This window comes from Aedoeadaptatus urinae (genome assembly GCF_900155585.1).
GTDB classification, from domain to species: Bacteria; Bacillota; Clostridia; order Tissierellales; family Peptoniphilaceae; genus Aedoeadaptatus; species Aedoeadaptatus urinae.
The window spans coordinates 147,901-162,137 of sequence record NZ_LT707416.1 but is presented as its reverse complement, the minus strand read 5'-3'; the positions used below and the strand labels follow the sequence as shown (position 1 = coordinate 162,137).

Sequence of the window (14,237 nt, the reverse complement as noted above, 5' to 3'; positions counted from 1 at the left end):
TTTATTTTTATGCATCTTTCTTTTTTTGCAATCATCCTAAAAATTTATAATTCCCGTAAAACATGACGAAGGCTGCCACGAGGATAAAAATATGCCAGAGCGCATGGTTGTAGGGAATCTTTTTTATTGAATAAAAAACGGCGCCCAGCGTATAAAAAAGGCCGCCGAGGACCAAAAATAAAATATAGCTCAGGCCGATTGACTTATAAATCTGATAGATAAGGAGAACGGAGATCCATCCCATGGCCATGTAGATCGCCATGGAAGCCTTGCCTATCTTGTCTTCTTTACTTGTGGTAAAGGCGATGATGTTCATTGTGATGCCGATAATTGCCAAAATCCAGATGAGTACGAATATAACCATGGCAAAAGTGGATCTTAGACCGATTAGGATAATCGGAGTATAGGAGCCTGCGATGGTCAGATAGATGACTCCGTGATCGATGGCCCGAAAGATTGTCCTTGCCATGGGCCGGGTCATGGCGTGATAGAGGCTTGAGGATAAAAACATGACGGCGATGGCGATAAAATAAACGAGCCACGCCAAAAATCCAACGACATCCTTGCCCCTGTACGCTTCGACGACGACCGGTATAAAAAAAATCAGGCTTAGGATAAATCCTAAAATGTGGGTGGCAATATTTAAAGCCTCTTCAGACTTGCTGTATTTTATGATTCTCATTTTTCGTCTCCCCCGAAATTTTCACACGCTTTGCTGAATAGGTGGAAGGTGTGCCATCTAATCGAATGCAGGGAATTTGTTAATTGTAAACGATGATGCCTTCATTATATCCTTCATGGCGCCGTGCATACAATACATTGGTAAAAAAACAAGCCAGAAGCTAAAGTGACCCACGAAGGTCGGAGAAAAAATCCAACCTTCGGAGGTCACTTTACGTGCTTACCGGATTCATGATGTATGCGCCGCTCCTTTGAGAGATTTTTTTATATTACAAGCCAAGCAAATTAATCAACAGGGGCATCACCACGGAAGCGATAATGGCGTGCAGCCCGATGGTTAAGCCGCTCATGGCGCCTTCCACTTCGCCCAGGGTGATGGCGTAGCTGGTGCCCACGGCGTGGGCGGCGGTCCCAATCCCCAAGCCCTTGGAGACGGGGCTTTTAATTTTCGCCAGCTTGATGCAGTAGGGGGCGATGACGGCGCCGACGATGCCGGTTAAGATGACGAACATGACGGTAATGGAGACGATCCAGCCCATTTTGCCGGAAATTTCCATGGCAATGGCGGTGGTGACGGATTTCGGAATCGAGGCCATAAGCACCTCTTGCGGCACGGCCAGCGCGTTTCCTAAGAACACCACAAAGAGCACGACAAAGACGCAGCCAACGGTCACCGACAGGAGGACGGGCACCAGGTATTTGATGAGCGTGTCCTTTTGCTTGTAAAGGCTCACGCCGATGACGATGGTTTCCACCGGTGAAATCACCATTTGAATCATGGAGCCGCCGGCCCGGTAATTTTCCAGGGGAATGTCGAAGACGGTGAGGACCAGAATGATGGCGATAATGGAAAACAACAGGGGATTTAATATGGGCGCGTTTAAGCGGGTGCTGAGCTTCGAAAATAAAATAAAGAAGAGAATCGAAAGAGCCAGCCCGAAATAAGGGGTTTGCGTGATGAGATCAAGCATCTTTTTTACCTCCTGTCACTTTTTCCTGCAGGGCGATAATTATATCGCTCACTTTACCGGTGACGATCAGGGTGGCGCCGGTGGAGATCACGATGATCACCACGATCTTGAGCCACACGTCCATGGAAAATTCCGAAAAATACTCCATGACGGCCACGCCCACGGGGATAAAGACGATGGCTAAATACTTGTTGGACAACCGGATGACGTCTTTTAATTCATCCAATTTAACGATTTTGAATTCCAGCAAGAGAAATAAAATCAAGGCGGCGATAATGGTACTGGGGAAGGGGAAGGGCAACAAACCGGAAATGACTTGGCCCAGCAGTGCCGTCCCAAACATGACGAATAATTGGAATAACACGTATTCGCTCCTTTCTTAGTTTATTAAATAACATAGCCCCTCTAATATATAAAACAGAGGGCTTGATTACAAGGCATAATTCGAAAATTGTGTAAATATAAGGTATTTACCCTACAATCATACAAAGCACTGAATTTATAATGATGCGGCAAGGAGTCACGGAAACGAAGGGAAGAGAACAGGAAGAAAAAATAAAAGGTTTTTTTTAAATAGGCGGGGTATACATGAGAACAAGTTAAGAACATGTAAAATGAGGGGGTAATGATGAAACGTGAATTGAATCAAAAAGGCGGCTTCCACTACGCCTGGGTGATTTTAATCGTGGCTATGTTGGTCCTCGGGGTCTATGTGCCGGTGGTGAATTCCCTGTCCAACACCTGGCAGATCGCCGTGACCGAGGACCTGGGCTTTTCCCGAACGGCCTTTTCCTTTACGGGCACCATTACTCAAGCCGTGGGAATTTTTCTCGGCCCCGTGATTTCGGTGGTCCTGACGAAATATAATTTCAAGCGCATTTGGACGGCGGCGGCCATCGCCTTTGCCGCGGCGGTCTACGGTTACTCCCTGGCGCAAAATCAGTACCAGTTTTACGCCCTGGGCCTGGTGGTCGGTGCCGCCTACATTACCACGGCGCAAATTCCCATGATGATGCTCATTAACAACTGGTTTACGGAAAAAAAGGGCCTGGCCACATCCATCGCCGTCTCCGGCATCTCCGCCGGCGGCGCGCTGTTGAGCCCTGTGGTCAACGGCCTCATCGACCACGTGGGCTGGCGCATGTCTTACCGGGTCTACGCCCTGATCATTTTGGCACTGGCCGTCGTCTTCGGTTTCTTTTTGATCTATCTCAGACCGGAAGACAAGGGCATGAAGCCCTACGGCTATAAGGAATCCGACGACGGACCGGCGGACCACCACAAGGACACCAACAAATCCTTGAACGTGGGCCTGTCCATCGCCGCCTCCATGTCTTGCAGTTTCTTTATCTTCCTGCTTCTCGGCACGGTGATGAACGGCTTGGCCAACGGCGCCTCCTTGCAATTTCCGCCGGCGCTTCAGGAAGCGGCGGGCTTTCAAACGGCGGGGACCGTGGTCTCTATCTATCTCCTCCTCGGCGTCTTCGGCAAGCTGCTTTTGGGCCGCATCGCCGACAAGTACGGCATCTACCACGCCATTATTTTCGGCGCAACCACCTTGGCCTTAAGCTTTGTGGCCATGCTCTTTGTGCCTTTTGCCTGGGGTCCCTGGCTCGTGGCCGTGGTCTTCGGCTTCGGCCTGGCCCTTGGCTCGGTCCTGCCGCCCTTGGTCACCGCATCGATCTATGGGCGCGCCATGTACGGCGAGGCCTACGGCTTCGTGCAATCCGCCACCCAAGTGGGGGCGGCCTTCGGTCCCTTGCTCGTGTCCTATATCTTCGATGCCTCCGGCAGCTACTACATGGCCTGGATCATTAACATCGGATTCGCCCTGCTCACGGGCTTCTTGTGGTTCCTCGCCCACAAAAACGCCGAGGCCTTTGAAGGAAAAACGGAAAAATAAAGGAGGTACAGATGAACAGACATCTTTCCATATTAAAACAACTCATTCAAATCGAATCGGTCAACGACGGCGAAGGGGCGGTGGCCAAAACCATCGCCGAGCTGTTTAAGGATTACGAAAACATCGAAACACAAATCGTGCCCTCCTATCCGGGGCGGGACAATATTCTCGTGAAGCTAAAAGGCAATCGGCCCGGGAAAATTTTCGCCGTCTCCGGCCACCTGGACGTGGTGGAGCCCGGCGAAGGCTGGACCCATGCGCCCTTTGAAGGCGCCATCGAAGGCAACAAAATGTACGGCCGCGGCACCTGCGACATGAAAGCCGGTGTGGCGGCGGCCCTCGTCATGCTTTTGGATCTCGCCGATGAAGGCGCGGATTTCGCCGGGGAAGTTTGGTTTATCGGCACCGTCGGCGAAGAAGTGGGCATGCAGGGCGCCCTGGATTTGGTGGAAGGCGGCTATCTGGATGCGGTCGACGGCATCGTCATTCCCGAGCCCACGAAGCGCGACGGCGAAAACCAAGCCATCTTCGCCTCCAAAGGCTCCATTATGTACACCATTCACGGCGAAGGCAAAGCCGCCCACTCCTCCATGCCGGAGCTGGGCATCAACGCCATTATGACGGCGGCGGAATTTATTCAAAAGACGCAAAAAGACTTCGACGCCGTGACAAACAACCCCGATTACCGGAACGAAGATTTAGGCGCCACCCTCAATGTCTTTTCCATTATCGAAGGGGGACGGCAGTTTAACTCCGTGCCCGATCACGTCATCATCAAAGGCAACGCCCGCACCGTGCCGGAATACGACTCCGCCCGCGCCGTGGAGCTTTTGCAAAAAAATGTGGACGCAAACAACGAAAATTCCGAGAATGCCACCCTCACCCTGGAGCTGAACCAGGTACTGGATGCCGCCGAGGCGAAAAAAGACACGGCCCTGATCCGTGCATTAAAAGAAGCGGGGAAAGATAAAAACGTGCAGGTCCGTCCCCTTATCGGCACCTGCGAGCTCTCCCGCTACATCCACCTGCCGGGGGATGTGGATCTCGTGGTCTACGGCCCGGGGCTCACGAAAATGGCCCACAAAATCGACGAATACATCGAGCTCGACGAATACGAAGACACCATCCGCATCTTTAAAGACATGGCGGTGGCTTTTACGGAAAGCAAATAAAACGAGAGGCACAGACCCGGCGGTCCGTGCCTTTTTTGCGCCCTGACAAAAATTTCCCCTAAAGGGAAAAAAGAATCTGGTCTTTTTTTCAACTAGCAGGTACCATAAAAGAAGAATCGTAAAAGAGGAAAGGATGATTTAATGGAAAATGCAGCGCAGCTGTTATGGCTATTCTTCATCTACTCCTTGATGGGGTGGGTGACGGAAGTGGTACTAAAATACTTCCAGTACAAGCGCTTTATTAACCGGGGCTTTCTCATCGGCCCCTACTGCCCCATTTACGGCACCGGCGCCGTCATCGTCACCTTGGGCGGAAACCTCCTCGCCTCCGTGGACCGAAGCTGGGCCATGAGCTTTCTCATCGCCTTCGTCCTTTGCGGCCTGCTGGAATACATGACGAGCTACATTTTGGAAAAGCACTTCCACGCCCGCTGGTGGGACTACAGTCAAAAGCCCATGAACCTTCACGGCCGGGTGTGGATCGGAAACCTCATCCTCTTCGGCCTCGGCGGCATGGCCATTATAAAAATACTGAACCCCCGCCTCCTGGCCTTGCCATCTCTAATGGATCCCTTGTTTTTTACAAGCCTGCTCACGGCCGTAAGCATCCTCTTTGTCGCCGACGGCATCATGAGCTCCTTCATCATGAGCCTCTTAAAGCGTGGCGTGGAAGAAAGTCGTTCCGACAAGAGCGAAGAAATCGCCGCCGAAGTCCGCTACCTGCTGGAAAACCGCTCCGTCTTCCACAAGCGGATCCTGGACGCCTACCCCGAGCTCACCTTCCGCACGGAAAGAGTCAAAGCCCGCTTAGAGCGCATCCGTAACGAAGGCGAAGCCATGCGCCACCTCGCCGAAGAAAAAGTCGAAGCCCTGGAAGAGCGGGCGCGAGAAGCCGCATCGAAAAACCTCACCACCACCTGGAGCCTGCAGCGGGAAATCATCGAGAAGCAGGACGCCCTCATCGACTCCTTAAAAAGCGGCGCCGATCAAGACGCCCTAAAAGAACTGGAGGCGGCCATTCAAGAGGACAAGGATATATTGGAAAACAGAGAGCGAAGGCTGCACCTCTTGCGCGCCGACTAACACAAAAAAGGCTATGCCCACAGGGATAGGGAGATTCAAGCAAGCCTCTAATATCTATTTGCAGATTTAAAAGTACAATAGAGTCATTGAATAAATTATGTCATTAGACCGGAAGAACCCACGAAGAGTCGTGGGTTCTTTAAATATTAAGCTAAATTGAATTAGCATTATGCTTACTGACCTTTAGTGGTTTTGGATTTGGTTCGTATGTACTTTTTACTACATCAATTTAAAATAAAAGTTTCGACAGAAAATTTCTTACCACACACTTACAATGAGATTTAATAGACACAAGTAGTGTATCAATACTTAATTAACGACAGAAAAGTAACCGAATCGTCAGACATGTTTTCATAGGAGTGATCTTCATCGCCTTCAAAATTAAGAGTATCAAATTTACTCATGGAAAAAGACTCTGTGCCAACATGCATTGTTAATTCACCGTCAATTACAAAAATATATTCTTGTAATGCATTGTTGTGTCCGGTGGATTGGTACTTGGCGTGGGGGCGCAGTGTGATGAACAATCCGTCTAAAGGAGATAAAGGATCGAATAAAAAAATATTTTGAATTAAAACATTGTCATCTTCAGCGATGGGCATGACTTCGTCCAATTTTATCACCTTATAGTCGGACTTATTGCTATGGGAAAGGAGAGTGGCCAAAGATACTCGAAGACCTGCGGAAATCTTCCAAATGGTCGAAACAGTGGGGGAAGACTCCCCCCGCTCGATTTGGCTAAGCATCGTCTTTGAAACACCTGTCTTATTGGATGCTTCATCTAAGGTATATCCCAATCTATTTCTTTCTTGACGCAAGGCTTGGCCCAATCTGATGGCGTCAAAATTCATTTCCATGTCGCTATTCAAACTAATCTAACCTCCTAATAACTGAAGGGAATTTACCGGTTGTCTTTAAGTATATGCTTAGTAACCACCAAAAATCAATAAAATTAAAAAGTTCCAGAAAACGGTTGCATTCCGTTATAACGTATGTTACTATGCGATTAATACGAGATAACGGATTTATTACCATATATCGTATTATTTCGCAGCGAAATTTCGTCTATAGTTTTCAGAACGCAGTTTCTGCATCTGTTATAAGGGGGCTTATATGGAATCAAAGAAAAAGCTTGAATTCTACGGAGGTGAATGGTTTTCATTCATCCCATTTGTTGTATTTATTGCTTTGATCATCCTTACAACATTTGTCTGGAGATCCATTTCTAACGGCGCTTTATGGTTGCCTGCTTTTATGGCAATTATCGTGGCATTCTTTTTTGCAAAAGATAAAACGATGTATTCTTCCGTGTTGGTGGATGGGATGTCCAGTCGCGAGGCGATCACACCGATTCTCTGTTGGTTTTTTGCAGGCGTATTTTCAAAGGTGCTTAGCTCGTCTGGGCTCGCGTTAGCGATCGCCGGTTTCTCTGCTAATCTTGGCGTAGGTCCAGTAGTATTTGTCGAAATAACATTTATTGCCTCTGCCCTCTTTGCAACTGCAACCGGAACAGGTTTCGGCACCATCGCAACGGCCATGGGTGTGTTATATCCGGCAGGAATATCGATCGGATGCAATCCCGAATTATTAGCGGGGGCGGTTATATCCGGAGCAGTTTTTGGCGATAACTTAGCACCTGTTTCTGATACGACAATTTGTTCAGCCACGACCCAAGGTGTCGATGTTCCCGGTGTTGTACGTTCCAGATTGAAGTATGCCGGCGTTGCAGGAACCATTACAATTATTGTTTTTGCCATCCTCGGTTCCGTAATTCAACACGAAGCGGCAAGTGCCGCTGCGACGGACCTTGCCAATTACGATCCAAAGGCTTTTCTCATGTTGCTCGGCGTTGCGGCCACACTGTATGTAGCCTTTAAAACCGGTGACATTGTCATTGCAACTACTATTGGGATTGTTGTTTCGGCAGCCATCGGCCTGGTGACAGGGCAATTCGATCTTCTCGTGATTGATTCCCCTGCAGAAAACGTCAATGCGTTGGTCAACGTTAGTGGGAGCGGCTTGGATCGTGAAGTCGGCGGTATCATTTTTGAAGGTCTATCGGGTATGTTACAAGTCAGTGTATTGGCTTTGTTATTATTCGGTTCGATCTCTATTATGCGAGCAGGTGGCGGCGACATTCGTTTGCTGAACGCCTTGGGAGGCGCAGCGAACACTGCGACGGGCTCGGAACTCGTTATTACGGTCATGGTTATTTTACTCTCGGGAATTATGGGCTTGAATGCACCGGCGATTCTGGCTGTCGGCTCGTCATTTGCAAAACCGCTTGGAGATCGACACAACATTTCCCCTTATCGGATTGCAAATGTCCTTGATGCGCAATCAAACACTTTAGCCTATTTATTGCCCTGGACTCCGGCAATGGTATTTACCATGGGCTTTGCATCTGAAACATCCGCACCGCTTATTGGCGTAGAAGTATCGCCACTCGTTGTTTATCCTATAGCTCTGTTGATTGTAATGACGGCTTCCATTTTCATTGGAGTCGGTCGCAACGACGGAATGAAAGAAAAACAAGTCGCAAAATAAAATAGGAGGAAGAGAATATGAATAAAGTTTGTAAAGGCGAATGGGTTCAAATCACTCGCATTGTATTGCCGGCAGGAAAACGGGCTCCGCAAGTACCTGAAGATACACAAAAACATGACTTACAAATGTGGGTCAAAGGCTTTTTATGTGAAGAGGCCAACATCGGTGATGATGTAGAAGTAATTACTGTTACGGGCAGACGAGTGGCAGGTAAATTATTTGCGGTGAAGCCAAAATACACGCACACCTATGGCGACTTCGTCCCAGAACTCTTGAAAGTTCAATGCCAATTACGTGAAATTTTGTTTGGAGGAAAGATCAATGACTAAAGACAACTCCTATGAAGCGATTTTAAGCCGTAAAAATGAAATCATGCTGGCATCCACCGGGATAGATTATACTAAGTATGAATTTGAAGGCATCGGTTTCAATTATGAAAAAATGATGAGCGAGTCGGCTGATTTCACAATTGATGAAATTAGTAAAATTCAACTAGACTGCGCCGTCGGCAACACGCCTCTGTTAGAAATGAAAAACCTGACGGCTCTGGCAAGAAAGTATGCGGAAAAAGGAAAGGGTGCCCGGATTTTTGTAAAAGATGAAGCTTGCAACGCATCGGGCAGCTTTAAAGCACGTCGGGCATCCATGGCAGTTTACTTGGCAAAGAAGCTGGGATATAAAGGTGTATGCTGTGCCACGTCCGGAAATTATGGCGCTGCCGTAGCAGCACAAGCTGCGATGGCGGGCTTGCACTGCATTGTCGTGCAAGAATGTTACGACAGTAGAATGGTAGGTCAACCTGAGATTTTAGAAAAACAAAGAATTTGCGAAGCTTACGGTGCAGAAGTCATCCAATTAACCGTCGGTCCCGAACTTTTTTCCACCTTCCTGCAAGTATTAGAAGATACAGGCTACTTTAACGCATCCCTTTACGTACCCTTTGCCATTGCAGGCATAGAAACGCTGGGATACGAGCTGGTACACCAATGTAGAGAAAAGACCGGAAAGGATCCCGATGTCGTTGTTTGCACAAATGCCGGAGGCGGAAACTTAACCGGAACTGCACGCGGTGTGCAAAAAGCAGGCTCTAATGCACAAATAGTCGGAGCATCGGTTGACTTGAGCGGATTGCACATGGCATCGGATCACGACTTCAACAAAAAATCATTCACGACCGGACACACAGGATTCAGCATCCCGTTTATTACATGGCCGGATCGTTCAGACGTTCCGAGAAATGCAGCCAGATTCCTGCGATATGCCGATCGTTACGTTACGGTAAAACAGGGCGAAACCTTCTATATCACAGAAGCATTGGCAAGCCTAGAAGGCTATGAAAGAGGGCCCGCGGGCAATACTTCTCTGACAGCTGCATTTGCCATGGCACAAGAAATGGACGAAGATCAAATTATTGTTGTACAAGAGACAGAATATACCGGAGCCGGCAAACATCCCACGGCGCAACTCACATTTGCTAAGGAAAACGGCGTTGAGATCTTGTTTGGCAATCCTGACGATGATAAACCGGGCGAAAACATTATTTTACCCAGCGACCCTTCACTGATTCGTGCTCGTGAATATGATATGCATACACTGAGAAAGTCCTATATCAAAAATGCTGTAAAAAATAACAAATTGGAAAAAGCTACGGATGAAGATGTCCGTTATTTAGCCGACGAAACCAAGCTTTCTGAAAGTGAAGTAAGAGAACATTTAAAAGAATTTCAAGTAGAGTGCTAGTTAGACACCTATAGCACGAAAGTCTCCGAGATAAGAAAAAGCGAGTAAGATATTTTCTTGCTCGCTTTTTCCATTGAGATTACTTTGAAAGATCAAGAGATCAAGCAAAAGCTATGTTGGTTCCTAAATCTGCGACTAACACAAAAAAGGCTATGCCCACAGGGAGCATAGCCTCTTTTATTTCCGATAGTCGGTTTAATTATCTGGCTTTGTAAGCCTTCAGACCTTCGTCTAAAATGTGCATTGCTTTTCTCAAAGCTTCCACATTCAATACGTAAGCCAAACGAACTTGGCTCATGTAATCTTCGCTGTGTTCGTAGAAACCGGCGGCGGGAGCCATCATTAAGGTTTCGCCGTCAACGTCGAATTCTTCAAGCAACCAACGGCAGAAGTCTTCGGCATTTTCTACGGGCAGGTCGGCTACGGTATAGAAAGCGCCGCCGGCCATGTTGCATTTAACGCCGTCAATTTTGTTTAATTCTTCGACGATGACGTCGCGGCGTTCTTGGTAAATTTCGGCGATTTTGTCCAGGTAAGAATCGTCGATTTGATAGAGAGCTGCAGCACCGATCATGTCCACGGTGGGGCAAGCCAAACGGCCGGTAGCCAGCTTGTTGGCAGCGGCGATGAAGTCTTTGTTCATGCAGGCCAGGTTACCGATACGAGCGCCGCAACCGCTAAAGCGTTTGGAGATGGAGTCTTGAAGGATCAAGCGGTCTTGGATGCGTTCGATGGTACCGAAGCTGTGGAATTTTCTGCCGTCGAAGATGAATTCGCGGTAGAGTTCTTCAGCGATGATCCAAAGGTCGTTGTCGATAGCGATGTCAGCGATCAATTCGATTTCTTCTTGGGTGTAAACGGCACCGGTGGGGTTGCCGGGGTTGGCAAGAAGGATCGCCTTGGTCTTATCGGTGATCTTGGATTCGATGACTTCTCTGGAAGGCAGGTGGAAGTCGTTTTCGACGACGGTGGGGAAGGTGGTTACCGTGGTCGAGGTTTCGATAAAGTAAGAATAATAGTTGGTGTAATAGGGTTCGCAGGTCAAAATTTCATCACCCACGTCGGTAATGGCCAGCAGGGTGAAGAGCAGAGCTTCGGAGCCGCCTGCGGTAACGACGATGTCGTCAGCGGTCATGGGGATGTCTCTGCGTTGATAGTATTTAGCCATACCTTCGCGAAGCTCGGGAAGACCCGGGGAGGGAGCATAGCTCAATACCTTCATGTCGATGTTCTTAATGGCATCGAAGAATTCTTGGGGGGTTTCGACGTCCGGTGCACCAATGTTTAAGTGGTAAACTTTTTTGCCGGCTTCTTTTGCCTTGTTGGCATAGGGGGTCAGCTTGCGGATCGCACTATAGGGCATGGATTCGATACGGTTGGATAGTTTCATAAAAAAATCTCCTCTCTTTCTTTACACTGCATTCCATTATAGTTGAAATAAAACGATTTCTCAAGGTCTTCGTGAGCTTCCGTTATTTTTTGCGGGAAAAGAATCGAAGTTAAAATTCATACGGAAAAAAGATTCGCAGCTTTTTCCCATTCTCGCCGCCGTGGCGATAAATCTTTCGACGTCCGCCCTTCTTTCGACGGACGAAATTTTTGTCCCGTACGGCTCGAGCCGGCTCATAAAATCATTTCATCGTTTTCATTTCGCCGCCGCTAATGCCGCATCGTAAATGGCCTTCGTCTTTTCGTCGAAAAGCACCCACATCACCGTCATATCGTGGTCTTCTACAAAGGCCAAGCCACGCGCCACGGCGATTTTTGCCGCCGGCTCCGTGGGGTAGCCGAAGATTCCCGTGGAGATCGAGGGAAAGGCGACGGATTTCAGCCCGTTAATCTCGGCGAGGGCCAGGGATTTGTCGTAGCAGGAGGCGAGGAGGGCGGGCTCGTTTTCGCCGCCGCCTCGCCACACGGGGCCCACGGTGTGAATGATATAATCGGCCGGCAGATCGAAGCCCGGCGTCATCACCGCATCCCCGGTGTCGCAGTGGCCGATCATGCGGCAGGCATCGTCCAGCGCACGCCCCGCGCCGCGGAAGATGGCGCCACAGACGCCGCCGCCCCGCACCAATCCTTCGTTGGCCGCATTCACAATGGCATCGGCCTTTACCGTGGTAATGTCCCCTAAAATCATTTCGACGGATCCTTTCATAGCCCGCTCCTTTCTTTCTGCGCAATGTCTTAAATCCAGCCTATCGAAGGGCCATGAAAAAAGCAATGAATCCGATAAAAAAAGGCCGCCGAAGCGACCTTATTTCTTCACCTTTTCATTGGCGCGGTAGTATTCCATCGAGCGGTATTGGCGCACCATTTCCAAGAGGGACTTGTTGCCGTCCAGCAACCGGTACTCACCGTCCTTGCGAATATAGGGCGCATGAAGCACCGTGGTGTCGGGCAGGTACTCGTCCTGCACCGCCATCATACCGTCGTGGGGCCAGCCCATGGTGTCAAAGAGATAGCGCATCAACAGGAAGGGGCTCAGATCCGGGCCTTCGCCTGTAAAATCTTTGCCCAGCTTCTTCTTGGCGGCGTCGTTGGCCCAAATCACATAGGGCGTGGTGTAGTAATTCAGCTGACCTTCCAAAGTGGACTGATCGATGTCGATTCCCATGCTCTTGTAGCCGCTGTCCCCTTGGCCGAGCCAGGGCTTGTGGTCGCCGAAGAAAATCAGCACCACCGGCTCCGGATGGTTCCTGAGGTCTTCCACCAATTGGCCCAAGGCGTCGTCGGTGGCGGCCACATTGGACAGGTAATTGTTAAAGATGGCCCAGTCCTTCGGGTCCTGGCCCTCCATCATATCCACGTAATGCCTGTCCGCCATGTTGTAGTCGGCATAGGGACCGTGGCCCTGATAGGTCAGGGCGTAGGAAAAATAATATTTCCCCTTGTCAACCGCCGTATTCATGCGCTTTTCCACCTCCGGGAAAAAGTGGTTGTCCCGGGTGTAGCCCCAATCCGTATCGCCCACCGCTTCCTCCACCGATTGAAAGTAATTGTCGAAAGACAAATACTCGTCGAAGCCCAGGCGGGGATTCACATTCTTTCGATTGTAGAACCAACCGTAAATCGGGTGCAGCGCCTCGGCGGTGTAGCCGTTTTCCTTAAAATAACGCACGTGAGAATAGGTGTCCGTCATCATGGCGACGGATTCCGCATAGCCCGTGCCGGAAAAGCCCGTCAAAAAGCCCCGCTCCGTGTTCACCGTGCCGCCGCCGAAAATATCGGCGATCAAATGACCGTGCACGCCCTCACTTTGAATGGCGTGGAAGGAATTATACACGTCTCTGTGAATGGGAATGTCGGGGTATACCGTAAAGTCGGCGAAAGATTCCAACATCACCGAGATCACGTGCACCTTCTTCTCCTCGGGCACCTTCGGCTCCTTCACCTTCTCCCACAACATGGCGGCGAGCTTTTTGTCGTAGTTCTCGGGCTTGTTGCCGCTGAACATGCGACCGCTCATGACAAAGGGATACACCAACCCCCGGGCCATGTAATTTTCCGTGGCGTTTAAGGTATTGATCGGCGCCTTTTCGCCTACCCGGGCATAGACCTTCGGCGAAAAATAAGGGCCGCTGAAGCCTTGAAAAACAAAAACAATGGCCGCCGTCGACAGAAACAACAGACGCCGCCGCCCCTTGCCCGCCAAAGGCTTCCGGTCCCATAAAAATAAAAACACGGCGACGAAAACCATGGCGATGAGGCCGATTAAAGTCACGGGATTGGATGCAAAGACGGACAGGTGATAATGTCCCTTCATCATCATGGATTCGCGAAAGAGCAAAATCTCCGGCAAGACGAAGGGCTCGTCCCGATACATAAGCTTAAACTGCTGCACCACGGACAGGGCAAAAAACAAAAGCCCCGTCACGGAAAAGCCCAGCCACAGCCGGCCGCTCAAGGCATAGAGAAAGACAAAGAGCAGGAAGACCGGGAGAAAATTCATAAACAAAAGCAGGGGGCTTTTCAGATAAGAAGCGAAGAGCGCCTCCCGCTCGGGGCCGCCTCCGCAGGCGTAGTACAAAGTAAACAGCGTGATCAGGACGCTTGAAACCGCCATAAAAAGATAGGGCCACCAACGAAAAGTTTGACGCTTCATGCCTATCTCCTTTCAATAAATAGTACAAACAGTTTACC

13 protein-coding genes are annotated in these 14,237 nt (G+C 49.4%); 6 read left to right on the top strand and 7 right to left on the bottom strand.

What is annotated here, in order from left to right; all coding sequences use genetic code 11:
* Window positions 1-31: 31 nt before the first annotated feature.
* The 3 genes from trhA to BQ7397_RS01615 all read right to left on the bottom strand — a co-directional run bounded on the left by trhA (window position 32) and on the right by BQ7397_RS01615 (window position 2,016).
* Window positions 32-682 carry a PAQR family membrane homeostasis protein TrhA gene (gene trhA / locus BQ7397_RS01625; RefSeq protein ID WP_077074449.1) on the bottom strand — a complete coding sequence of 217 codons (651 nt, stop codon included), beginning with the start codon at window positions 680-682 and terminating at the stop codon, window positions 32-34.
* 268 nt (window positions 683-950) lie between these two features.
* Complete coding sequence (locus BQ7397_RS01620; protein WP_077074448.1) at window positions 951-1,652, bottom strand: LrgB family protein; 702 nt, start codon at window positions 1,650-1,652, stop codon at window positions 951-953.
* Window positions 1,645-2,016 carry a CidA/LrgA family protein gene (locus tag BQ7397_RS01615; RefSeq protein WP_083703357.1) on the bottom strand — a complete coding sequence of 124 codons (372 nt, stop codon included), beginning with the start codon at window positions 2,014-2,016 and terminating at the stop codon, window positions 1,645-1,647. The genes BQ7397_RS01620 and BQ7397_RS01615 overlap by 8 nt, the downstream gene beginning before the upstream one ends.
* 264 nt (window positions 2,017-2,280) lie before the next feature.
* On the opposite strand from BQ7397_RS01615, the gene BQ7397_RS01610 reads away from it, so the two are divergent.
* From BQ7397_RS01610 to BQ7397_RS01600, 3 genes are all read left to right on the top strand, one after another.
* The gene (locus BQ7397_RS01610) at window positions 2,281-3,555 is read left to right on the top strand and encodes an MFS transporter (RefSeq protein ID WP_077074447.1); all 1,275 of its coding nucleotides are present in this window, start codon (window positions 2,281-2,283) and stop codon (window positions 3,553-3,555) included.
* A gap of 11 nt (window positions 3,556-3,566) precedes the next feature.
* On the top strand, window positions 3,567-4,727 hold the full coding sequence (locus BQ7397_RS01605; protein ID WP_077074446.1) for an ArgE/DapE family deacylase: 1,161 nt from the start codon (window positions 3,567-3,569) through the stop codon (window positions 4,725-4,727).
* Between the two features lie 141 nt (window positions 4,728-4,868).
* The gene (locus tag BQ7397_RS01600; RefSeq protein ID WP_077074445.1) at window positions 4,869-5,810 is read left to right on the top strand and encodes a putative ABC transporter permease; all 942 of its coding nucleotides are present in this window, start codon (window positions 4,869-4,871) and stop codon (window positions 5,808-5,810) included.
* A 302-nt stretch (window positions 5,811-6,112) separates the two neighbouring features.
* On the opposite strand, the gene BQ7397_RS01595 is transcribed toward BQ7397_RS01600, so the two are convergent.
* The gene (locus BQ7397_RS01595; protein WP_144019950.1) at window positions 6,113-6,679 is read right to left on the bottom strand and encodes a helix-turn-helix domain-containing protein; all 567 of its coding nucleotides are present in this window, start codon (window positions 6,677-6,679) and stop codon (window positions 6,113-6,115) included.
* Between the two features lie 244 nt (window positions 6,680-6,923).
* Between BQ7397_RS01595 and BQ7397_RS01590 the strand changes: the two genes are divergently transcribed.
* Genes BQ7397_RS01590 through ortB form a run of 3 tightly spaced genes read left to right on the top strand, consistent with a single transcriptional unit; the run spans window position 6,924 to window position 10,097 of the window.
* A complete protein-coding gene (locus BQ7397_RS01590) occupies window positions 6,924-8,357 on the top strand; it encodes a Na+/H+ antiporter NhaC family protein (RefSeq protein WP_077074444.1) in 1,434 nt (477 codons plus the stop codon).
* Window positions 8,358-8,374: 17 nt separating this feature from the next.
* Window positions 8,375-8,686 (top strand): 2-amino-4-oxopentanoate thiolase subunit OrtA, encoded by a 312-nt coding sequence (gene ortA, locus BQ7397_RS01585; RefSeq protein ID WP_077074443.1) that lies wholly within the window; start codon window positions 8,375-8,377, stop codon window positions 8,684-8,686.
* A complete protein-coding gene (gene ortB / locus BQ7397_RS01580) occupies window positions 8,679-10,097 on the top strand; it encodes a 2-amino-4-oxopentanoate thiolase subunit OrtB (RefSeq protein ID WP_077074442.1) in 1,419 nt (472 codons plus the stop codon). The genes ortA and ortB overlap by 8 nt, the downstream gene beginning before the upstream one ends.
* A 199-nt stretch (window positions 10,098-10,296) precedes the next feature.
* Here ortB and BQ7397_RS01575 read toward each other — a convergent pair whose 3' ends face one another.
* The 3 genes from BQ7397_RS01575 to BQ7397_RS01565 form a co-directional block, all read right to left on the bottom strand.
* The gene (locus BQ7397_RS01575; protein ID WP_077074441.1) at window positions 10,297-11,487 is read right to left on the bottom strand and encodes a pyridoxal phosphate-dependent aminotransferase; all 1,191 of its coding nucleotides are present in this window, start codon (window positions 11,485-11,487) and stop codon (window positions 10,297-10,299) included.
* 255 nt (window positions 11,488-11,742) lie between these two features.
* Window positions 11,743-12,252 (bottom strand): macro domain-containing protein, encoded by a 510-nt coding sequence (locus tag BQ7397_RS01570; RefSeq protein ID WP_077074440.1) that lies wholly within the window; start codon window positions 12,250-12,252, stop codon window positions 11,743-11,745.
* Between the two features lie 99 nt (window positions 12,253-12,351).
* A complete protein-coding gene (locus BQ7397_RS01565; RefSeq protein ID WP_077074439.1) occupies window positions 12,352-14,199 on the bottom strand; it encodes an LTA synthase family protein in 1,848 nt (615 codons plus the stop codon).
* Window positions 14,200-14,237: the final 38 nt, after the last annotated feature.

Coding starts and splice junctions, on each gene's coding strand:
- trhA (WP_077074449.1), bottom strand. CDS start 682: ATGAGAATCATAAAATACAGCAAGTCTGAAGAGGCTTTAAATATTGCC.
- BQ7397_RS01620 (WP_077074448.1), bottom strand. CDS start 1,652: ATGCTTGATCTCATCACGCAAACCCCTTATTTCGGGCTGGCTCTTTCG.
- BQ7397_RS01610 (WP_077074447.1), top strand. CDS start 2,281: ATGAAACGTGAATTGAATCAAAAAGGCGGCTTCCACTACGCCTGGGTG.
- BQ7397_RS01605 (WP_077074446.1), top strand. CDS start 3,567: ATGAACAGACATCTTTCCATATTAAAACAACTCATTCAAATCGAATCG.
- BQ7397_RS01600 (WP_077074445.1), top strand. CDS start 4,869: ATGGAAAATGCAGCGCAGCTGTTATGGCTATTCTTCATCTACTCCTTG.
- BQ7397_RS01590 (WP_077074444.1), top strand. CDS start 6,924: ATGGAATCAAAGAAAAAGCTTGAATTCTACGGAGGTGAATGGTTTTCA.
- ortA (WP_077074443.1), top strand. CDS start 8,375: ATGAATAAAGTTTGTAAAGGCGAATGGGTTCAAATCACTCGCATTGTA.
- ortB (WP_077074442.1), top strand. CDS start 8,679: ATGACTAAAGACAACTCCTATGAAGCGATTTTAAGCCGTAAAAATGAA.
- BQ7397_RS01575 (WP_077074441.1), bottom strand. CDS start 11,487: ATGAAACTATCCAACCGTATCGAATCCATGCCCTATAGTGCGATCCGC.
- BQ7397_RS01570 (WP_077074440.1), bottom strand. CDS start 12,252: ATGAAAGGATCCGTCGAAATGATTTTAGGGGACATTACCACGGTAAAG.
- BQ7397_RS01565 (WP_077074439.1), bottom strand. CDS start 14,199: ATGAAGCGTCAAACTTTTCGTTGGTGGCCCTATCTTTTTATGGCGGTT.